Annotated in this window: 14 protein-coding genes; 11 read left to right on the top strand and 3 right to left on the bottom strand. The window is 40.4% G+C overall.

What is annotated here, in order from left to right; genetic code table 11:
* Nucleotides 1-46 precede the first annotated feature (46 nt).
* Nucleotides 47-559, bottom strand: a complete 513-nt coding sequence (locus LPTSP_RS18370) for an LB099 family protein (RefSeq protein ID WP_108930191.1) — start codon at nucleotides 557-559, stop codon at nucleotides 47-49.
* A gap of 533 nt (nucleotides 560-1,092) precedes the next feature.
* Between LPTSP_RS18370 and LPTSP_RS18365 the strand changes: the two genes are divergently transcribed.
* The 4 genes from LPTSP_RS18365 to recD all read left to right on the top strand — a co-directional run bounded on the left by LPTSP_RS18365 (nucleotide 1,093) and on the right by recD (nucleotide 10,684).
* Nucleotides 1,093-1,437, top strand: a complete 345-nt coding sequence (locus LPTSP_RS18365; RefSeq protein WP_245915634.1) for a hypothetical protein — start codon at nucleotides 1,093-1,095, stop codon at nucleotides 1,435-1,437.
* A 439-nt stretch (nucleotides 1,438-1,876) separates the two neighbouring features.
* Nucleotides 1,877-5,269 carry an exodeoxyribonuclease V subunit gamma gene (locus tag LPTSP_RS18360; RefSeq protein ID WP_108930190.1) on the top strand — a complete coding sequence of 1,131 codons (3,393 nt, stop codon included), beginning with the start codon at nucleotides 1,877-1,879 and terminating at the stop codon, nucleotides 5,267-5,269.
* Complete coding sequence (locus LPTSP_RS18355) at nucleotides 5,256-8,912, top strand: UvrD-helicase domain-containing protein (protein ID WP_108930189.1); 3,657 nt, start codon at nucleotides 5,256-5,258, stop codon at nucleotides 8,910-8,912. Before LPTSP_RS18360 ends, LPTSP_RS18355 begins: the two co-directional genes overlap by 14 nt.
* Complete coding sequence (gene recD, locus LPTSP_RS18350) at nucleotides 8,909-10,684, top strand: exodeoxyribonuclease V subunit alpha (RefSeq protein WP_108930188.1); 1,776 nt, start codon at nucleotides 8,909-8,911, stop codon at nucleotides 10,682-10,684. The genes LPTSP_RS18355 and recD overlap by 4 nt, the downstream gene beginning before the upstream one ends.
* Nucleotides 10,685-10,686: 2 nt before the next feature.
* On the opposite strand, the gene LPTSP_RS18345 is transcribed toward recD, so the two are convergent.
* Both LPTSP_RS18345 and LPTSP_RS18340 read right to left on the bottom strand, forming a co-directional pair.
* On the bottom strand, nucleotides 10,687-13,527 hold the full coding sequence (locus LPTSP_RS18345; RefSeq protein WP_108930187.1) for an adenylate/guanylate cyclase domain-containing protein: 2,841 nt from the start codon (nucleotides 13,525-13,527) through the stop codon (nucleotides 10,687-10,689).
* Between the two features lie 72 nt (nucleotides 13,528-13,599).
* Nucleotides 13,600-14,076, bottom strand: a complete 477-nt coding sequence (locus LPTSP_RS18340) for an STAS domain-containing protein (protein ID WP_108930186.1) — start codon at nucleotides 14,074-14,076, stop codon at nucleotides 13,600-13,602.
* Between the two features lie 106 nt (nucleotides 14,077-14,182).
* On the opposite strand from LPTSP_RS18340, the gene LPTSP_RS18335 reads away from it, so the two are divergent.
* From LPTSP_RS18335 to LPTSP_RS18305, 7 genes are all read left to right on the top strand, one after another.
* Nucleotides 14,183-16,069, top strand: a complete 1,887-nt coding sequence (locus tag LPTSP_RS18335) for a polysaccharide biosynthesis protein (RefSeq protein WP_108930185.1) — start codon at nucleotides 14,183-14,185, stop codon at nucleotides 16,067-16,069.
* Nucleotides 16,062-16,541: a ClpXP protease specificity-enhancing factor SspB gene (locus tag LPTSP_RS18330; RefSeq protein ID WP_108930184.1), complete on the top strand. Its 480-nt coding sequence runs from the start codon at nucleotides 16,062-16,064 to the stop codon at nucleotides 16,539-16,541. The genes LPTSP_RS18335 and LPTSP_RS18330 overlap by 8 nt, the downstream gene beginning before the upstream one ends.
* The gene (locus LPTSP_RS18325) at nucleotides 16,538-18,145 is read left to right on the top strand and encodes a permease (protein ID WP_108930183.1); all 1,608 of its coding nucleotides are present in this window, start codon (nucleotides 16,538-16,540) and stop codon (nucleotides 18,143-18,145) included. The genes LPTSP_RS18330 and LPTSP_RS18325 overlap by 4 nt, the downstream gene beginning before the upstream one ends.
* 80 nt (nucleotides 18,146-18,225) lie before the next feature.
* On the top strand, nucleotides 18,226-19,137 hold the full coding sequence (gene htpX / locus LPTSP_RS18320; RefSeq protein ID WP_108930182.1) for a protease HtpX: 912 nt from the start codon (nucleotides 18,226-18,228) through the stop codon (nucleotides 19,135-19,137).
* A 99-nt stretch (nucleotides 19,138-19,236) separates the two neighbouring features.
* Nucleotides 19,237-19,770: an adenine phosphoribosyltransferase gene (locus LPTSP_RS18315; protein ID WP_108930181.1), complete on the top strand. Its 534-nt coding sequence runs from the start codon at nucleotides 19,237-19,239 to the stop codon at nucleotides 19,768-19,770.
* A gap of 7 nt (nucleotides 19,771-19,777) precedes the next feature.
* Nucleotides 19,778-21,238 (top strand): S1C family serine protease, encoded by a 1,461-nt coding sequence (locus LPTSP_RS18310; protein ID WP_108930180.1) that lies wholly within the window; start codon nucleotides 19,778-19,780, stop codon nucleotides 21,236-21,238.
* A 3-nt stretch (nucleotides 21,239-21,241) separates the two neighbouring features.
* Nucleotides 21,242-22,768, top strand: a complete 1,527-nt coding sequence (locus tag LPTSP_RS18305; RefSeq protein WP_108930179.1) for a S1C family serine protease — start codon at nucleotides 21,242-21,244, stop codon at nucleotides 22,766-22,768.
* The last annotated feature ends 176 nt before the right edge of the window (nucleotides 22,769-22,944 follow it).

The following is a 22,944-nucleotide window of genomic DNA, read 5'->3' as shown; positions in this document are numbered from 1 at the left end:
ATTTATTGACAAGGCCCGTCTTTCGGATGATCGACGGGCTAGGACATTATTTTTTTCCTTTTTCCTTGATCAAACGTTTGAGTACTGACTCTGAATGAGCACTGAGTTTGATAACCGCAGCTTTGTTTGGTTTCTTCTTTTCCAGTTCTAATAGAATGGTAGAAAAACGGAACTTTCTACGAATATGGTTCACAGCAGGAATGGATGTTTTGAAAAGTCTCGCCAACTCATGATCCGCATTTCCTTCCTGATTCAGGTCGTAAAACTTGGAAAGTTTGGCATCGTCCCAAACGATCTTCTCGTCCGTCTTATAATAGTTATGGTATTCTAAGCGCCGGCTGTTCCTTTCGTATGAGCCTTTGTTTCTTTTTTCCCTCCAAAATGGATGCCTATTTCTTGCATATTTTATGTCATCTATTGAATAACCGGATTTATTTAACCATTCTGTGGTAATACTGGACTTCTTAGGTCCTTCTAGTTTTGATTTGATGGAAAATTCAATGTACTGCTCTGGCGTTTTCGCAGAGAGGAGTTTCTTTTTTTCCTTTTCGTAATCCATATCCTTGCCTTGCGATTTCTTATGCACCGTCAGGTGTTATTTTATTTTTAAGTCGGTGGATAGTGTTCCTTACCTGGACCAATACCGAAACTCTTTTTCAAATTGCTGTAGGAAAAAACAAAAAGCTTCTTTATCAGGTCCGGGCGATACAAAAGAGATTCGCAAAACCTCCTTTAAAGTATACTAAACAACTTAGAGACTCAAATGCTCTTCCAAAGTTTGTCCCTCTAAGGACTACAGGAAGCAGTTAACATGACCTCAGAAACATCGCGTGTTAGAAAGTTTGTGAACGACTCACTATTATTAATCGAAGTACGGAACATTTACGTTTTTCTGTCTCAGTTCCGACGAATAATAATGTGTCTTCCTTCTTCTTTCAACATCTATTAGACTTCGGTTTTTCGTTTTAGAAGTAATTCTATCTTTCAGAAAAAAAGAAACCGAAAGAAATGGTTTCTGGTCTTATAGCGAGGTTAGTCATCATGTTATCCATAACTTCAAATAAAGGCAGAATTGGAGTAGTTACGGCGTATTTGTGCCTTTTTTCATCATTCAATATTCACGTTGTCGCTCATGAAGAAGGACCGACTCACTCACATACAGACCAATGCCGTGTAGATAAAGAAAAGTACTGTAAGGAAAGTCCTAAGGGAGATGTTCTCTCATGTTTGAAGAAGAATGAGGAAAATCTTTCCGAAGACTGCAGAGAATTGTTACAAGAAGTCAGGGATAAAGCAAGGTTAAGAATGGAAGCCTGCAAAGAAGATAGGGAGAAATATTGCTCCAATCGAGAAACAGCTGTTATCCGTTGCCTCCAAGAGAACAAAAATCTTTTAGGAGAAAAATGTAAGTCCGCCTTATTCTCCGCTTCCAAATGAGGAGGTCCGAAATTCCGACTCACTTCTGAAGACTGTATACAAAAAAGATCTTAAGTATACGAACTTTTTTGAAAGGAAGAAATTTCTGATCGGAGATTCTGAACTTTCGATGTAGCAGGATCTTTGAGGTTTGGAAATTTTTGTCCGAGGGAATTGTAGGCACTTCGACAACTTGAAACAAGAATCCTTCGGTATACTGCGAAATCTATTGTATACAATGGAAAGTTCGGGTGTGGATCTGCATATAGGAGAAAGGTCCGGCAAGGCCATCTAGCCAACTTTCGAACCAACTACCCCAACTTCCGATAATCGACATTATGTCGCATTAAATAAAATCCTCTGGATTGGCGATTTGTAAGCCTACAAGAGCTCCCCTCTCGGACCAAAACTTTGTTTTACCGGTCCGTAATTTCGGAATTTCTGGTAGAACCGATCGAAGATGAGCATACGAGTCCATAGTTCCGACGATCTTTCGGATTTGTCCGAAGAATTATCCAAATCCTTGAGAGAAGAGATCTCGAGGCAGGATGGATTGTATTCTCCCACAGTGATCATCCCGAACAAGAGTATGGAGACCTGGTTGAACCTGGATCTGGTCCAAAGATTCGGAGTGGTATTCAATATTCGATTTTTGTTCTTGGAGAAATTTTTAGAAGAACTACTTCTTGAAAAATTTTCTCCAGAGATAGATCCGAAATCCAGACCATTCCTCCAGGGAGAATCCAGAAAATTCCAGATTTACGAAACCTTGCTAGGAGATCAGGAATTTCTCCAAAAGTATCCCATCCTCAAAAATTATCTTTTACCTTCCGGAAGAAAAACTCCGGACCCGGTTCGTCTCTTGGATCTGTCCGGACGTTTGGCAAAATATTTCAAGGACTATGAACTACATAGACAAGACTGGATCCGAAATTGGTTGGGAGAAAAATATTCACTTCTAAGATTACCTGGAGAAGATATCTGGGAAGAAGTCGCTACTCAGTCGGAAATTTTTTTCTTTCAGAAAGAACTCTATTCTTATCTTACAAACTCATATCCTTCTAAAGAAACTTTGATTCAATATTCAATGCGAAATCTTGGCTCCGAGTCCAAGGCCAAAAAACATTCCGCAAAGAATGTGTATCTATTCGCATTGTCTCAACTTTCGAGTACATATATTTCTATTTTTCAAAACCTTCTACCTGAAATCCATTTAGAAGTCTTTCAATTCGGAGTGCCTGATGGAGAACCGGTTACCGGAACGGAAAGAAGCCAAATCTGTAGAAACTGGGCAAATTCATTTCGCTCCTTAAAAAAATCCTGGGAAATCTCCGGCGCAGAATTTTCAACTTCTTCCAAAAAAGAAAAAGTTGCGAAAACAGTTCTGTCCGAGTTCAAAGAATATCTTGGACGATCGGAATACAAAACTTCTTCTCGTTTCCTTCCGGATGAAAGTTTACAAATCTTAGAAGCGCCGGGAAAAGTCAGAGAAGTAGAAGCAGTATTCCATCATATTCTATCTCTCTTATCCGAATCTAAGGAAACCAAATTAACTGATTTTGGGATATTCTGTTCAGACCTTTCCGAATATAGAGCGGCCTTAGAGTTCGTGTTTGAAGGCGGGATCCAAGCAAAACTTACAGAGAAGTCCGGTAGTTCTATAAAGACCCTACCTTATAGCATAAGAGATGTTCTCGCGTCGGAAACAAGCGCCTATATAGGCGGGATACTCTCCTTATTTCCGTTACTCTCAAAAGAAAGATCCAGAGCGGATATTTTCAAACTGCTTAGGAACCCATGCTTTCAAGCCAAATGGGAATTAGAACCTTCATTTGTAGAAGAATGGGCAAAATTCTCAGAAGATTTGGAATTATACCAAGACGATTCATTAGCAGAAGAACAACCTCTTGCATTCTCTTTTCGAAAAGGGTTCTTACGTTTAGCTGCTGGAAATATATTATCTGCCGAAGAAGAAGATCTCCCTATCTCCCCTTTCGATTCCGGGTCGGGTTCTTCCGTATCTACATGGATCGGAATTTGGAAACGTGTATCCTTTTTATTGGAAGATTTTTCCTCCCTCGTCTCGGATCCGAAGTCCTCTGGAGAAAAAATTTTAGATTCTCTATCGGATCTGCTGAGAGAATTATTTTCTTCTAATTCATCTAATCCGATCGAAGTAGAGCTGGAGCAAAATATTATAGATTCATTATATGAGTTAAAATCCATAAATTGGGACCCTAAAAGTCCCAAGGATAGACTTAAGTTTCTAGAAGCGTTTTTCAAACAGACAGGAGGAGAGATCCAAGTCCGAAAAGGTCAATATCTAACCGGCGGAATCACAATATCGTCTTTGCAACCAATGCGTCCTATTCCTTTCCGGCATGTATACATTTTAGGATTAGGAGAAGGTTTGTTCCCAGGAACAGATGATACTTCCGCATTCAATCTCAGACATATAGCTCCCAGAGAAGGAGATATAAATGTAAGAGGTCTAAACCAATCTTTATTATACGAAACTGTCCTTTCCGCCAAACAAAGCCTGGTACTGTCCTTCGTTGCAGAAGATATTACAAAAGACGAAAGTATTGCTCCTTCCTCCTCCTTACTTTTACTGGAACAAGCGTTAAAGGAAAATGTATTGGCTCCCGAAACTTCCGTTAGGATTAAGATCCCTTTAAACAAACATAGTAAGGAATACTTTACACAAAGAGAAATCCCATCCGTAAAATTTGCGGAGAAGTTCCGTAAAAGTTTCGATCTTTCTTCTTCTCTTCTCTATGGAAAAGAGGAAGATAAGGAATACTATCGCAAACTAGTGTTAGGGAATTTTCAGCCAGTTCCTTCTGCAAAAAAAGAAAATCCCATTCCGGAGACGATAGATTGGAATGATCTGGTCCGGTTTGCCAAATCTCCACTTTCTTATCACTTACAGAAAAGATTCGGATTGTATTCGGAAGAAATTTCGGAATCCGAAAGTGCGATAGAAGAACCATTTAGGATAGCGGATAACTTTAAATTCATGAAAGAGTTATGGTCTTATTCCATGAAAAAGACCGAAAAGGAGATCCAAAATTCTTTAAACGGTTTATTTTCTATTTGGGAGAAAAGAGGTCATATTCCGAGAGGGGTTTATGGAGACGCGGAATTTGTAACTAAGTCGGAGAAAGTGGCAAAAATTTCGGAGGTTGTTTCCGAAATACTCTCGGATGCGGAAATTCTGTCCGGATTTACCTTTGGAGTATCACCTAAAAAAGGGAATTTACTTTCTTTACCTCCTATTGCATTAGAAATTTCGAATGGATCTAAGATCGAGATCACCGGTTTAAAAGAAGACGTTTTCCTGAAAAAAGAAGGCGATGGCGCCCTTGTTCTTGTTTACCCAAATTCTAAGAAGAAATTTAAAAACCTGATCGAACCGTATTTGATCCAATCTCTTCTGGATCTTATTCCTTCCAAAAACACTCCAAGGTCGGTGATTGTAATATTCGGATACGGAGATAAGCCTACCATCTTGAACATGAATAGAGAAGGTGGAGAAGTAGATCGCAAAAAATTTCTATCCGCTCTATTACAAGAATTTTTGGATCAATCCATCTCTTTGATCTCTCCTGGTATCTGGGAAGATTTTCCGGATAGAACTGAAATTGATCTAAGCGATAAAAAAAGTTTAGATCTACTTTCTAGCGAATATAAAACCTGGGCCCAAGAATCCGTTCAGTATGATCCTGAAATTTATCTGGATGAGATTATCCGACTTCTTCCTTATCCTCAAAATTATGTAAGTGAAAGCGATTTTTACCTCTGCCTAAAACTTTATCATCCACTGGAGAAGGTTTTCTATGCAGAAAAGTAAACTGGAAACAGGGACAAATTCTTTTGCAGATCAGATCGACATTACAAAAAACGGTTTTATCGGAGCCTCTGCGGGTACTGGAAAAACGCATACAATCGTATTTTTGGTCCTGAAAATATTAAAAGATTCTTTTAAAGCATCTCTTCATTCCGATAAAACTCCATTCGGAATAGAATCTATATTAGTACTTACTTATACAGATAAAGCGGCTTCGGAACTAAAAGGAAGGATCCGAGCGGAGCTAAAAAATACGATCCTTAGATTGGAAAAGCTTGAATCTCCTAGTGAGGAGGAGTCTAAGGAGCTTGATTATTTTTTAAACCAGGCATCCCGATTAGACCAAGCTTATATTTCTACCATTCATGGATTCGCACGTAAGATCTTAAAAGAATATTCATTAGAATCAGGTAGTTCCGAAAATTCAGAACTAGTGGAAGAATTTTCTGCGGTATCGAAAGCATTATATAGAAGGATGCGTAGCGAGTTTGGAGGAAAATATCCTAAAGAACTTTTACCTTTTGTACTATCTCAAGCGAATCGTTTTTATAATGACGGATTCCAAGGGACCACATGGGAAAATTTTGTGTCCAGTCTTGCGGCCAAGAAGGTCTCTTCTCCTGATTCTATCCAATTTCTCCCCCGCCCTCAGAAATTTCCGGACATCGATTCTATCAGAAATGTATTTTTGGAAATCCAATCCATACTTCCTAAATTTTTAGAAATCCAAGATTCTTTTAAAAAAAAGATCAATGCGAATAAGTACAAGGCTCTTTCCAGCCGGCAGATTGAATTCAAAGATTCTCTGAAAAAGCTTATCGATTCTTCCGATCCTTTTTTACCTTTTCCTTTCACACTTGCTCTCAAAAAGATCCTAGACCTAAAAAGAGGAGAAAGTTTCGGAATAGAATCGATTCTTCTTTCCGACGAAGAACTAAAAACAGCGACTTCCGAATCTGGATACCTTTCTTATACATTAGAAAGAGAAAAAATCAGAAAACTTTCCTTAAATTTAAACTCGTTAGGATCATCTCTTTCTTCTTTCCTGGTTTCTCTTGCCGAAGATATTGCAGAAGATTCTGTAAAGATCAAGGAAGAGGAAAATTCAATTACATACGGAGATATGATCCTCGGCCTTTCCAATTCCTTGGGAAAAAATCCGGAATTAGTTGCAGAATTGAAAAAGCGGTTTCGCTTCGGGATTATAGATGAATTCCAAGATACCGACCCGGATCAATATAATATTTTCAGAATATTATTCTTAGAAACTTCTAGCGTCGAATCGGAAGGAAAACTTTTCCTAATCGGAGATGCAAAACAATCCATTTACGGTTTCAGGGGTGCGGACTTAGGCACTTACTTGGCAGCAAAAAGAGAATTTGATACTGGAGGAAAGTTTGCAAATTCTTCTATCGTTTATCCGGAGCTGGATACAAATCGTAGATCATTGCCAGAACTCATCTCCTCCTATAATTCACTTTTCGGAAGTGAAAAGGGAGAATGGTTCCCGATTAGCGAAACCGGATTTTTGCCAATAGAATACGTGAATGTAAAATCTCCTGAAACTCCAGGAAAGGCGATTTTATATTCCGACAAAAGTAACCGCGCCGCTTTAAATGCATTTTCTCTTTCTAAGGAAAGTAATGCGGATCGATTAAAGGACCAATATTCCAAATTTCTAGCGGATGAAATACTTCATCTGGTTTCCGAAAAGTCGGAGATCTATATTAAAAAAGAAGGAAGTTCTTCTCCCGATAAACTGAGTTGGTCCGATATTTCAGTTTTGGTCCGAGGGGAAAGTGATTCCGAATTTTTAAAAAGGCAGTTCAAGGCAAGAGGGATCCCGTATACTTATCCAAAACAAACTGGGCTATTCGGATCTTCTGAAGCGATCCGAGTCAGAGAAATATTACAATGTTTAAATGAAGAAGGAAGCAGAGACTCATTTTACAAATTATTAATATCGGATCTATTCTGTGTTCGCCCGGAGGATCTGCAAAATTATGAAGAGTATCCCATAGAATCCGGAGAAAAAAGGCTTTTGGAAACCTGGAGAAAATTCTCTCGTAAAAAAGATTTTCCGGGTCTATTCGGGTCCATTCTAACGGAAAGCAGGTTAGCTTCTCCGCTTCCGGACGAATCTAGACAGGATTGGGAAAGAAAGATCACAAACTTCAAACAGATATTTTTCTTCTTAACTGAAAAAGCGTCGAAGTCGGACCAAACTTTAAGAGAACTCATCACTTACTTAGAATCCAAAATGGTATCCAAAGAGGATGAAAAAGATTATTTAGAAAAGGATTCTGAAGAGGACAGAGTCAAAATTTTCACCATCCATTCCTGCAAAGGTTTGGAATTTCCGATCGTATTTTTATTCGGTGGATTTTCCGGTTGGGGAACACAAAGAAAGAAATTTTCGGAGTATAGAGAAGGTGAAAAACGTATTATAGATTTAGAAAATAATAAAGAAGAAACTTCAGTCTTTAATACGATCAACGAAGACAAAAGGTTGTACTATGTGGCCTTAACTCGGGCAATGTACAAATTTTATTTTCCATTACTTGCAGAACCTGATCCGAAACGTCCTTTGGAATTATTTAGAAAATCTTTTCAGGCGGCAGTATCCGAATTTCCAGAAGATTCTTCTGTAGCCAGATTTTGGGAAAACGAAGAAGGAAAATATGAACAGGAATGGATCAGAGATCACAAAACAATCTCAGGGTTAACTACCAATCCAACAAAAGCGGAAGTTCCTGAAATTTTACGTTCTGTCGAAATTTGGCCGGACAAGGCTGAAAAAAGAAGAATCATCTTAGAAAGTTATTCTTCCCTGGATTCGTTTTTTACTTCAGAGGGTATAGGATTTCATATTTCCGAGACAAAATCATTCAAAACGGATGAAACACCAGAGGAATCCAAAGAAGAAGAACTCCCCTCTTCCAATAAAATGGGGAATTTGCTACATCAACTTCTGGAAACCGAAGATTTCAACCTTTATAAAAACGCAAAGTCCGCAAAACAGATCCCGGAGAATATCTTAAAGTCATATAAGAATATTCTAAAGTCTTACGGATATGGAAATAGTTCGGAACAATTGGACACTTTTGCAAATAGGATTTCCGAATTATTTTGGAATACGCTCAAAACTCCTCTATCTCATTCAGAGAAAAAAATCACACTTTCTGAAATTTCCAGTTTGGAAAGAAAACATGAGGTGGATTTCTTTTTGAAAATCCCCGAACAATCCGGGAATTCAGACTTACTGAAAGGAACCTTGGATCTAATATTTCTTTCGGAAGGAAAATATTGGATCTTAGATTGGAAGTCCAACCTTCTCTCTTCAAATTTCGGAGAAGATCCTTATTCGGAAGCACATTTGAAAGAGAAAATACAAGAATCTTACTCTTTGCAGTTGGCCATCTATTCTGTAGTTTTAGACGACTGGCTGAAATTCAAATATGGAAAAGAATACGATCCTAAACTTTTAGGGGGAATGTATTTTGTATTTCTCCGAGGAACAGATCCAGGCCGGGCCGGACGCGGGATTTTTTATCAGGACCTAGATCCGGAATTCGTAAAAATTTCCAAAGAAAAAATAAAAGAGACCTTGGATCTGAAAAATAGAATTTCGGCGGAAAAAGAATGAAAGAAGAATCCCTCGAAACTTTATTAGATCAGGAATATGCAGGATTTCTGACCAAGGAATTTTCAACTTTCGCAAGAGGAATTCCGTACGAGGTTTTATTCTCTTGGAATCTCTCCCTCATACAAGCGGCTAAAACCGGAAACCTAGCGGTCCCATTCTCTGAAAAAGATCCTTTTTCAGATATACTATATAAAAAACGAGATAATCTATTATATTTTTCTAAAATATTTGGCCAGCTAACTGCGGTGGAAGAAGGTTTTAAGAACTTACTTAAAACAGATGCCGCAACAAAACCTGAAAAAGTCCAGGATGTATTAAAAGAACTTATATCTTCCAATCCCCTCTCGATTAAAAGAGGAAATAAAGAATACATACTTTGCGGAGAAGGAGAACAAAAAGAAGCTCTAGAAAAAGCTCTTCAGTATCCATTTTTTGTTCTTACTGGCGGACCGGGCACCGGAAAAACCACAGTAGTAGCGAATGTGATCCGTGGCCTTTTACGTTTCGGCTACGATCGAAAACAGATCGGACTTGCAGCCCCCACAGGAAGAGCCGCTCAAAGATTAAAAGAATCTTTGGAGAACACGATCTCAAATCTGCGTGCAAAGAACAAATTGGATGATTCCATCTCCGAGATCCCTACTTCTACATTGCATAGGCTTTTAGAATATAATCCTAGAAAAAGAAATTATAAATATGGCAAAAATTTTTCACTCCCATATCGAGTGATCATCTTGGACGAAGTATCCATGGTGGATCTGCATATGATGTACAGATTGATGGAGGCCCTACCCTTCGGTTCCGAAAAATTTAGATTCATACTCTTAGGAGACCCGAACCAATTGCCAAGCGTAGAGGCAGGGGCAGTTTTATCCGACTTAGTTAAATCCTTAAAAAAACTAAATTCTGAAAATCTAATAGAATTGAGAACAAGTCATAGACAAGAAGAAGAATTCTCTTCTATCTCCAAAGCAGCCGAACTTTGTGTAAAAAAGAATATCCTGCTGTCTGAATTCCAAGAGATTCTTCCGAAAGCAACGCATTCAGATCTGCCTTTCTCAAATTCCGCAAACGGATTTTATCAAATACGATTGGATTATAAAAAAGAATGGAAAGAATTTTTAAAAAGAACTGCGGAAGAAAAGATTCTGCCTATATTTTCCAAACTTCCCAATCCGAATTCTCCTCAGGAATTAAAAGAATATTTAAACAAGGACTTAAATCGATTTAAGATACTAACTATTCTTCGAAACGGGATTTTCGGAAGCGAGTACATCAATAAAGAATTAACGGAACTCATTCTCCATCATAAAAAAGGAAATTTGGTCCAGATCGGGACCAAAACTTATTTTTCAGGACTGCCAATACTCATCACAAAAAATGATAGAGTGAGAGGAGTTTATAACGGGGATACCGGTCTTGTTTTGGAACTCCAAACTCCGAATGGAGGAAGCGAACTCAGAGCGTTATTCTTTATAGACGGAGAGATCCGAGATTTTGCTTTGGACACTCTACCTCCTCACGAACCTGCATTTGCGATCACAGTGCATAAATCCCAAGGTTCAGAATATGATTCCGTTTTTATTATTTATCCTCCAGATCCGACTGATATAAACGCGGAAGAAGTTTCTCTAGAATTATTTAAAAAAGAGATCTTATATACTGCGATCACTCGAGCAAAAAGATCTGCATTTTTGGTTTCGGAAGAAAAACTTTTAGAATATTCTCTCCGAAACCGTTTTGAAAGATTAACCGGTTTTAAACTAGATTAAGATTACTTATGATCTCGGGTATACACTCCGTCCCAAGAAGCTGGAGGCGGGGTTTTTTTATACTCATTACATCTTTCTACAAGTATTTGAACTGCTTTGTCCTCGGCACCTTTTGCTTTTTCGGATTCTTTGAACTTCTTAACAGCAGCATCCCATTTGCGATCTAAGTATAATGTTAAACCTTCTTCGTATAAACCGATGACTTCTTTTTTGGCGGAGGCGACACCTTTCAATTCGGAGATCGCTTCGTATAAGATTACCGGTTCGTTCTTCCCTTTCACTCGTACTAAATCCAATTTTCTTGTAAAAATAGAATCCTTAATTTCAGAATAGACAGAGTCAGAAACCAAGATAGATACTCCGTAATCTTTACCTGCTGCTTCCAAACGAGCTGCAAGATTTACTGTGTCTCCCATCATTGTATAAGAAGCTAGAGCATCCGTTCCCATAAATCCAACTTTGGCAAGTCCAGTATTCAAACCGATCCGGATCTGCATATCCCTTGCGTCAGGAATATATTTTTGGGCCTTCTTCCACCCAGATCGTAACTCTTCCAGTTTTTCCAACATTTTAATGGAAGCACGAGTCGCTTTTAAACAATGACCTTCTACATCTACCGGCGCGTTGAAGATACCGACAATCGCATCCCCGATGTACTTATCCAAAACCCCGTCATGGTCCTTCAGGATCAATGTCATTGCGGAAAGATATTCATTCAATAATTCGGATAATTCCACAGAACTTAACTTTTCGCTAATATTAGAAAATCCTGCTACATCGGAGAAGAATGCGGTCACCCTTTTTTCGGTACCTCTTTTGAGAGCGGCAAGATCCTTCATTGCCTCTCCAATCACCACAGGATCGATCATACTTCCTAGAATTCCCTTGATCTTCTCCCTTTCTCGAAGACCGGTCACCATTTGGTTGAGTGCGACGGAAAGATTCCCGAATTCGTCACTGCCACCCTGCTCGAATTCTACGTTTAGGTCTCCCCTACCAACTTGTTCCGCGTTGGAGATCAAACGTTTGATCTTTTGGACCACGAAACCCGAGATAAACACAGCTAAGAAAATGGAAAAACCGCAGATCCCAAGAGCCGAGACAACCGCTCTATTCCGATTGCTGCGAATTGATTGTAAACCTTCTGTACGATCCACTATTGTACGGATGATACCAGCAAAATTGGAAGCGAGCACAACAGTCGGAAGATCGTCCGAATTATCGGATAAAAGCGGACTGGCATCCAATTTCCAAAGGATTTGTTCCGCTTCTGTTCTGCTGTTTCCTATGATCCCGTCCGGAAAGAGAGATTTTAATTTTGCAGTAGGAGTTTCACTTTCTCCAGAATAAATCCAATGGCGCAATGCATCCCATCGTTTATGAAACGCTTCCTTACCTTCTTCCGATTGAGTGGATTTAGTATAATCGGAACCGTCCGGTCTGAATCTTAATAATACCTGGTCTTCCAAAGCGGAATCCCGAATGGAACCGATTGCCTCTATATTAGGTTCATCTTCTTCCGAAGGAGGATTGTTTTTTAGATACGTTAAATATAATAGATTTCGTTTTCGGACCAAAGAGGCGTAATTTGTATATTGAGTTTTGAATTCCTTGTCCTTGAAAGGAGGGATAGGAGGTTTTTTCTCTCTTAATTCTTTGAGTCTTTTTTCCAATACAGGAGGAATTTTAGAAAGTTCTTCTAAGATCGCTCTTTCTTCGGTAAGATATCCGTTCCAAGAACCTAATTTCTTCCGTTTTGCCTCTATCAGTTTTGCTCTTTCGGTAGATGCAGGATTTCTAAAATGAGGAGAATATAAAGCCTGTAATTCCAGCCCATCCTGCTGGAAAGAATTCGGAGTTACTTCTCCTAAAATTCCAACACCTTCTAAAAGAGAAGATAAGGCAGCTTTTAAACTTTCTTCTAAATTTTCTTCGGTAGGGATCTTGTTCAGAGGAGATTCCGGATCGAAAATTTGAGTGTCTACATTCGGTTCGGAACCTTCTCCCGGAATGATCCCAGATATTGGAAATGTCTGGATCCTGAATCTTCCGGTATCCAATCCGATCTCAGTGATCTTTCTTTTTCTGGATTCCGCAACATGGTCCACGATATAACTGTCCAACTCGGATCTAAGTTTTCTGGTAAGAAGAGATTTTTTCCGCAGATCTTCTTCTAATCCTGTAATTTCATTCGGATCTTGTTTTTCCTGATTTTCTTTTAATTCAAAAATCCTCTTTCTAACATTCGAGGCTTCTCTATCCGCAAACACGAATTTTTTTGCAATCGATTGCAGCTTGGAAAATTCTTTTTCATTCAAAGAATCTCCCCCGCCTTCCTGCAGTTGGGACTTGATATTTTTTTCCAGGATCTGTATATCATCTTTGGAAAGATAAGCGGAATAATATGTATCCAAGGTCTTTCGGACCTTATCTTTTCCCAGAGCGCCGAACAAACTGGTCTTGATCCCAAAAAAGGAGACCTTCTTTTCCTGGACCAAGGTCTTGGTTGTTTTATATTTTTTTAATGCTTCCGTTTGTTTACTGACCCGGTCCCTGAATTCTTCGATCCGGATCAAACTTTGGGAAATATTATCCAATTCCAGAACGAGAGAAGAGATGTACTTTCTGGAAATAGCTGCTTCTCTGTCATAACTTTCGGTGAGAATTTCGGTCTGTTGTCTCACATAAATGAAAGAGAGGATTAGAATGGTCAGAACGATCAGACTTCCTGTAAACAAGGCTAGTTTTGCCCTGATCCCGGAATAAAAGAGTTTCGGAAGAACTAGAGTAAGATCTAATATTTTTTGTCCGAAACTGTGCTTGTTAGAAGTCTGTGTACCCATATAATAGTAACAGCGCCAGTCTGATTTTTTTCTGGCAAGCCTATAAAATTTGGAAATTTATTTCCGAATGGATTAGAATAATTTCTCGTAACTAGCCGTTCTATAATCTGCGGTCAGGTAGAAGGTATGGCCACAGGAAGGACAACGGTAATTTCCTTTTCCCTGCACTCTTAGGATCTGGAGGCAAGCTGGACAGGCCGTAGTGCTCTCGTTAGGTTCGAAACTCCGATCCAAATTTTGCCCGGAGACTAGATAATATTTAGCTTCTTCTCTGGTTTTGAAGTACGGGATTTTTTCCCGTAGGCCTAGACGATTCCAATCTCCCATCAGACTTTCGGATAATCCGCAGGCAGCGTATTTGGAACTCAAATGAGAGAGAGAAGAATTTTTGAGAGAAAGTAAACCGTTCTCGTCCCAAACTTGGAGGTCTCTGGCATCCAAGAGAATTTTATGGGGCTCACTTCGAAGTAAAGGATCCGTTTTTTCTCGGAAAGTGTTTCCGAGTAAAGAATCCAGTTTGCCTTGTAAATTGACGATCAATTCTTTCACTAGAATAAAAGCCCTTTAAAGTTTCGAATCAGATCGGGTTTTTAAGCAACTCAAAAAACGTTAAAAAGATTGGACTTTTCCTCACTAGCGACATTTTTTTTACTTAATGGGTCAATGGAATCGTCGAAGCCTTCTTTTCCCTTTGGATTTAAGCTTCATGATCCTCTCCTATTTCCTAGCCCACCTGATCCGTTTTGAATCCACTGTATTTTTGCAGGAGCCGAACGACTTTTTTATTCCACTACTCATTGTAGTCTCTTGTCGTTCTCTAGTATTTCTATTTTCGAATATTTACAGATCGATCTGGGCTTACGCTTCCATCCACGACTTGGTCGAGATCATCAAGACCACCATACTTTCCTCGCTGATCTCGAATACCGCGCTCTTATTCTATAACGGATTCGAACATCTTTCCAGAATGATCCCGGTCATAGACACACTTCTTCTGCTAGGATTTTTGTGTATACGTAGCCTTTCCTGGAGATTAGTGAGAGATCAGTACATTCTACGCAAAAAAGAGGGAGAAGGAATTCCAACACTGATCCTAGGCGCTGGGAAAACGGGGGCTACACTGCTCACCGAGTTAAGAAGGCATAACGATCTGAATCTTCTACCCTTAGGTCTTTTGGACGATGACGAATCCAAGATAGGCGCCCATATCCAAGGTGTTCCCGTACTTGGAAAAATTGACCAGGCAGAATTTCTGATCCGTTCTCTTGAAATTAAAAAAGTGCTGATCGCATTCAGTAATCCAGACGGGAAACAGATCGGTAAACTGATCAAAAGTTTTGAATCAGAGAATGTGGATTTTAAGATCCTACCCTCTTTAGGGTCTCTATTTTTCGATCCACCCAAAGTACAACAATTAAGAGAGATCCGGGTAGAGGACGTATTAGGTCGTCCGGTCGTAGACCTGGAAATAGAATCCATCCGTTCTTATATCGCAGGTAAAACAGTGCTAGTCACAGGTGCCGGCGGTTCTATCGGAAGCGAATTATGCAGACAGGTTGCGGTATTCCATCCTGCAAAAATGATCCTGCTCGATTCCGCAGAAACTCCTCTTTATGAAATCGATTACGAACTCAGAAAAGTGTTTAAAGACAGCGGAATACAGTTCAGAGCGGTGATCGCAGATATTAAAAATCCATTGAGGATAGGATCCGTTTTCGAAACGGACCGTCCACAAGTTGTATTTCATTCTGCAGCTTACAAACATGTGCCTATGATGGAGATCAATCCATCCGAAGCGGTATTAAATAATGTACTCGGAACCAAAAACTTAGCGGATATCTCTAGAATTTATGGGACTGAACGTTTTGTTTTAATTTCCACGGACAAGGCAGTCAATCCAGTAAACATAATGGGCGCTTCCAAAAGAGTTGCAGAGTTATATCTGCAAGCGATCTCCCAAGGAACCAAAACCAAATTTATCACAGTAAGATTCGGTAACGTGTTAGGCTCCAGCGGTTCAGTCATTCCTAGATTTAGAGAACAGATCAGTAATGGCGGCCCTGTAACTGTGACCCATCCAGATATTATCCGCTATTTTATGACAATCCCGGAAGCGACACAATTGGTTTTGCAAGCGGCAGCCATGGGAGAGAAGGAAGAAATTTTTCTCCTAGAAATGGGAGAACCGATCCGCATCCTAAATCTTGCAGAAGATATGATCCGACTTTCAGGATTCAGGCCTTATACGGATATTCCGATCGTGTTCACAGGTTTAAGACCCGGAGAAAAACTCTTCGAAGAACTGCTGTTAGATCTAGAAGGGATCAAAAAAACACATCATCCTAAAATCAGGATTGCAGCCCCCTTAGAGGAAGGAGATCCTAGCAGCTTCCAGGCAAGATTTAACGCATTATTAGAAGCGGCAAAATCGGATCGAGAAGAGGAGATTTTCTCCTCTTTTAAGGCGCTCGTGCCTGAGTATAAAATACACAAAGAATATATTAGCGAGGAAACCTCGCGTAAGTTGAAAAACGATGGATAGTCCGAATTTAGAAGACATACAGGCACTTCGAGAATTCAAAAAACAACTCTTTTCAGTGTACTGGGAAAGGTTCGGCACCTTCTATGTACACGTAATGCCTCATCCCGACCTAAAGATCGGTAAAAGAGGATTAGTGGGAGAAGAACCAGAATCAGGTATCATACTAGTTATAGGACCCCGCGCTGCAAGAGATATCAAAATAGAAGCAGAATGGGTGTATGCAGAACTACAGTTCGGCTACACCTGGGAAGAAGTCTTTCTGCCATGGGACGCGATTTTCAGATATTTCGACAAGTCCCAACAGACTGTCACACAAATGAGAATTTATTTGGGCAAACCGGATATCCCTCCTAAAAAAGAGGAAACATCTCCGGCAGAAACCAAGGAAGAAGTTTCTGATATAGGATCCGGATCTTCAAAACGAAAAGATAATGTAATCCAAGTAGACTTCGGGAGTAAAACAAAGAAATGAGCAAATACAAATGGTTCGTTGCCGGGGACCTGGATGGATTCTTCGGCCTGATGATCGATAACCTGATCCAAATTTTGGTCCTGGTAGCATTGTGTATCGGTTTTTGCGGAATGCCTCAGGATTTCGTATTCAGAGTTGTGATCCCAGGAGCTGCAATCTCTCTACTTATAGGAAATCTTTTCTATGCTTGGCAGGCAAGACAACTTGCACTTTCAGAAAACAGAAGTGATGTCACAGCATTGCCTTACGGGATCAATACCGTTTCTTTGTTCGCATTCGTCTTTTTTGTAATGTTCCCGGTTTACCAAAAAACGAATAGTTATAAAGCTGCTTGGTCAATCGGCCTACTAGCAAGTTTTGTATCCGGGCTCATCGAATTTTTCGGAGCATTTATTGCGGAGAAGATCCGCAAGGCAACTCCTAGAGCCGCACTTCTCTCCGCTCTCGCAGGGATCGCGCTTACATTTATCTCCATGGACTTTTTAGTCCGCACATTCTTAAATCCACTCGTTGCATTCGTTCCGTTCGGAATTATACTTCTGCAATATTTTGGAAGAGTAGTATTTCCTTTTAAGATCCCAGGTGGACTTATCTCAGTAATCGTGGGGACCTTACTTGCATGGTATCTTCCCCATTTCACCGGAAAACAAATGATGGATGGGGCTGCGTTACATTCCTCAATCGATTTTGGCTTTAATTTTCCGGTATGGAGCGGCGGAGACTTATTCGAAGCTTGGAGTCATATCGGGATTAGAGAATATTTATCCGTGATCTTACCTATGGGAATTTTTAACGTAATCGGTTCTTTGCAGAATATAGAATCCGCAGAAGCTGCAGGAGATAAATTCAACACCAGAAATTCTCTCATGATGAACGGAGTTGGAACAATTGTAGGTTCCCTATTCGGATCTCCTTTCCCAACTACAATATATATTGGCCATCCAGGTTGGAAGGCATTAGGAGCTAGATCCGGTTACTCCAGCTTGAACGGTATCTTTATGACTCTAATCGCTTTCTTCGGTTTGGTCAGTTTTGTGTGCGCTCTTATCCCTGTAGAAGCGGGAATGGCAATCGTACTTTGGATCGGTATCGTGATCGGAGCCCAAGCATTCGAAGCGACTCCTACTAGACATGCGCCTGCAGTTGTGATCGGACTTCTTCCTGCTCTTGCAGGATGGGGAGTTTTGATGATCCAAAGTGCATTCAATTATGCAGCTCCCATTCTAGCAAAAGCGGTAGAAGGTACACCGGCTGCCTCTACTACCCCGAATATTTGGTTATCCACTGTGCCTTTAGATCAGCCAATTTTTCCGTATTCTCTCGGCGGGCTTTTGAGTCTGTCCCAAGGATTTTTACTTTCTTCCATGGTTTGGGCTGCGATCGCTACATTCGTGATTGATCGAGATTTTAAGAAGGCGATCATTGCAAGTTTGATCGGTGCATTTCTTGCCGGGACAGGATTTATACATTCTTATTCCTTAGCTGGGAACGCAATTTTGAGCTCTTTTCAGCTAAATCTGGGTCCATTTGTTTGGGCATATTTATTACTTGCAGGACTTTTTCTTCTCGCTTCTTTCTTAAAGAAGGAACCTAGAGCGGTCTAATAATTACCGGAATTTAGAAGACCGGCGGGCACGGAATTACCGAGGCCCAAAAAACTTCTAAAAAGGAGAACTGTTCGCCTATGGCGCTTTTTCGTAGATTTGGATTATTCGCGCTTACCAATATCGCGGTAATTTTCACGATCGGATTGATTTTAAGACTTACCGGGCTGGATGTTTATTTAGCTAAGTCCGGAGTACCTTACGCAACTACCCTTCTGTTTGCTGCAATCTGGGGTATGGGAGGAGCATTCATTTCTTTGCTGCTTTCCAAGTTTATGGTAAAGGCCTCCATGGGAGTCCAAGTCATCGATCCTAGAAACGCATCCGGATGGCAAAGAGATCTTTTAACTAGAGTGCAAAGATTGGCCTCGGCTGCGGGACTTCCTATGCCTGAAGTCGGATATTACGAATCTCCCGAGATCAACGCATTCGCTACAGGACCTAGCAGAAACAGCGCTTTAGTCGCCGTATCCACCGGACTTTTGAACGGAATGGATAGCGAAGAATTGGATGGAGTTCTAGGACATGAACTTTCTCACGTTGCCAATGGAGACATGGTGACCATGACTTTGGTACAGGGAGTGATCAACTCGTTCGTGATCTTCTTCTCTTGGATCGTAAGCAAAGTGATCGTTTCTCAATTGAATCGTAACGATGAGAGAGGATCCAGCGGTGGATTCTTCATGGAGTTCATGATCAGACAACTGCTTATGGTAGTTTTCGGACTTTTAGGTTCCATAGTAGTGGCTTATGTTTCCAGAGCCAGAGAGTTCCGCGCCGACGCAGGTGGAGCAAAATTGGCGGGAAGATCTAGCATGATCTCCGCTTTGGAAAGATTGAAAGTTGCTTTCTCAAGGGATCCAATCGATCAAAGAGGAGAAACCATCGCCGCTTTGAAAATTTCCAATAGAGCCGGAGGACTTGCTTCCTTATTTGCGACTCACCCTCCTCTAGAAGAAAGAATTGCCGCTCTTAGAGCAAAAGCATACTAACCTAAACTCGCGGCCTTCTTTTCCGGAGGCCGCTCATCATCCCCACTGAAAAAAGAATTGTTTGTTCCTTTCCGGAAAATGGAATTGGACTTCGAGCCCATGTCCATAGTTAAAAGCAAAATTCGTACGATCCCGGATTATCCCCGCAAAGGAATCCTATTCAGAGACATTACTTCCCTATTATTAGATCCGGAAGGTTTAGCTCTTACCATAGGTACTTTCGTAGACCGGTATACAGGCAAAGGAATCACTAAAGTAGCCGGAATCGAAGCCAGAGGTTTTATCATAGGCGCACCTCTCGCATTCCAACTAGGTGTAGGATTCATTCCGATCCGTAAAAAAGGAAAACTTCCCTCCGAAACTGTTTCCCAAGAATACGATTTGGAATACGGAAAAGATGTAATCGAAATACATAAAGACTCTATAGTTCCCGGAGATAGAATTCTACTCATGGACGACCTGATTGCAACCGGAGGAACCATGATCGCCGCAGTCCAACTATTGCAAAAATTAGGCGCAGAAGTTCCTGAAGTCGGAGTCATCATTGATCTTCCAGATCTAGGCGGAGCTACAAAATTAAATAACGACTTAGGTGTAAACGTATTCTCTATTTGTGAATTCGAAGGACATTAAGCATCTCATGCAGTTCCTGAAATCTGGTCTTATTGTACTAGTATTCTCCCTTCACTTTCCCCTTTTCTCGGAAGAAAGAAGCGATTTCGATCAGGTACGAAAAGCAGTCGTGCAGATCAAAGTATATTCCCAAGCCTTCAGTGCATTCACTCCCTGGGCCACGGACGGGGTTCGTGCAAGTTCAGGAACAGGGTTTCTGATCGGGAACAAGAGAATATTAACAAATGCTCATGTAATCTCAAATGCGAAGTACGTCCAGGTACAGAGATACAACCAGACGGAATGGTACAGGGTCAAAATTTTACATGTGGCCCACGACTGCGACCTAGCGGTCCTAGAAGCGGAAGATCCCGAATTTTATAAGGATTCGACCGATCTAAGTTTGGGAGAAATTCCGGAATTGAATTCTTCTCTAATTGTAGTAGGATATCCGATCGGTGGAAATAAAGTTTCCGTAACCAGAGGGATCGTTTCCAGAAAGGAACAATCTAAATACGAACATTCTTCCGTAGACAGCCACTTGGTTTTGCAAGTGGATGCTGCCATTAATCCAGGGAACTCGGGAGGACCTGCCATCCAGAACAATAATGTGGTTGGAGTTGCCTTCCAAGTCGCTACCAAAGGGGAAAATATCGGTTATCTTATTCCTACCAAGGTAATCCGTCATTTTCTGAAAGATATAGAAGACGGAAGATACGACGGTTATGTAGAGCTCGGAATTGGAACATTCAATTCTTTTAATACTTCTCTCAGAAAAGTTAAAGGTATCCCGGAAGGGTTAGAAGGAGTATTCGTATCCAGAATACTTCCGAACGGTTCTGCGGACGGATATTTGAAAGAAGGGGATTATCTTACAGAGATAGACGGCCTTGCAATCGGAAGGAACGGGACAATCACATTAGACAAAGATGCCCGTGTAGATTTTACGGAAGCAGTAGATGATAAGTATTCCGGAGAGCCTATCCGATTCAAGGTATTCCGTAACGGCAAACTGATCGATGTGGAATTCAAGGCCAAAAGAATGCCTGATTTCGATTTTATGAAAAACAGGTACGACACTCCTTTCGATTATTCCATGATAGGCGGATTATTATTCCAAGAAATGTCCAGAGATCTTCTGGGAGCTTGGAGCAGAAGCGGAAATACTTCCGGTGGAAGCCAGTTCTTATACAGATACGATTATTTTATAGAAGATGGGATCGGCAGGACTAAAAAGGCGGACGTGGTTTTGTACAGGAAATTAGCTCATCCTGTAAATTCTTCCTCCGATTATTTCCTGAATTTAGTTTTGGAATCGGTAAACGGAGAACCTATCAATAGCCTTGCCGACCTGAAAAGGATTACCGCAGAATCCAAGTCCAAATTCTTAAAATTAAAATTTCTGAATATAGATCTCCCATTGATCTTGGATCGAGAGGAAACCCAAAAGGCGGATTCCCAGATCAGAAGCACCTACGGTTTGGAGTAATACGTGAAATCCAAGATCTTTCTAGTCATTATCAGCGTTTGTATTTTTAGTGCAGGACTATCCGCTAAAAAACCGAAATCTTCCGTTAAGAAAGTTCCGAACGGGATCGCGTCTCAAGCAAAGGCGGAAGAAGAGTATAAAAAGAGTATAGTCCAGGTAAAGATCTCTTTCCAAGAACCAGACTATTTTAACCCTTGGAAAAAGAAAAATCCAAAGGTAAGAAGAGGTGTAGGGATCATCGTACCAGGCGAAAAAATCTTATTACCTGCACATCTACTCGCCCACTCTACATTGATAGAAGTTAAAAAATATTCTTCATATGCGGAGACAAAGGCAACCGTTGCAAGACAAGACTTCGAATCCGATCTGGCATTATTAAAAATAGAAGAAGAGAACTTCTTCAAGGACCTAACCCCTTTCGAATTCCAAAAAGAGATAGATTATCCTAGACAGGTTTCCATTTACCAACTGGACAATTCAGGTTCTATACAATCGGCTTCAGGCGCTCTGATCAGCATGGACCTGGACCAATACCCGCAAGGAATGGTAGAACTTCCCGTTTTGGATGTAAACTCTACCGAAACATTAAACGGAAACGGAGAAGTTCTATTAGAAAAAGGGAAAGTAAGCGGAATACTTTTCGATTTTTCCGGAGACAAAAACTCTGGCAGAGCAATTCCTTCCTTCTTGATCAGCAAATTTCTAGGAAATTTTGGTAAGACAGAGATCCCATTTAAAGGTTTCCGCTATAGGCCGATCATGGACAAGGCAACTAAGGATTTTTATTCTCTCAAAACAAAGGACCAGGGGATCTTAGTAGCAGAAATATTACCTGATAGTTCCGCGGATGGAATATTAAAGATCGGTGATGTAATCCTGGAGTTTGGCGGCAAAAAGATAGATTCCAAAGGATATTTTCAACATCCAAAATATGGCAAACAGGTTCTCTCTTATATCGCACATTTAGGAGACGAATTCGGCTATCAAATCGGTAAACAAGTCCCCGTTAAGATCATCCGATCCGGCAAAGAAGAAGAAGTTCAACTCTCTCTAAAACCATTTCCATATTCTTCTATTCGTATCCCTCATAGAAATCTTGGCTCCAAATCAGAATACTATTTTGATGGTGGTTTTCTATTTGTGGAACTTTCCGAAGGTTACTTGCTGGAATGGGGAAAAGATTGGAGATCTAAAGTAGATCGCAAACTTCTATACACATTCGATTATCATAAATTTTCTACCGGGGATAAAAAAGAAGGTAAATTCGTATTACTTTCCCAAGTGATCCCGGACGAATCCAACCAAGGTTATCACGAAATTTCAGGGAGACTAGTGGACCAAGTGAACGGCAAACCTGTCCAATCGATCCTAGATATTTCCAACGAAGTGAAATCATCCAAGTCAAGATACATTACGATTTCCTTAGATGATGGAACAGATATTGTTTTGGATCAGGAAAGTTTAGCTTCTGCAAACCAAAGGATCCAGAAAGAATATAGAATCCCCAAATCCGCTATGGGTTCTCGTTAAAAGAGCATCCCGTTCTTCTTTTTTTCTAAACGGTTGTCCGAAAAAGACCCAAATCCTGGTTCCTTTTCGGAAAGAATTCCTCATTTGTCCCGGTCTAATTCAATAGGAATGAAAGTTTGGGCTGGTTTTACAGAATTCGCCCGTTTTTGAGAGTAAGTTCTTGCAAATCAAACCTG

Source organism: Leptospira johnsonii (assembly GCF_003112675.1).
GTDB lineage: Bacteria > Spirochaetota > Leptospiria > Leptospirales > Leptospiraceae > Leptospira_B > Leptospira_B johnsonii.
The sequence above is the reverse complement of the archived record's forward strand: the minus strand, read 5'-3'. Positions and strand labels throughout refer to the sequence as shown.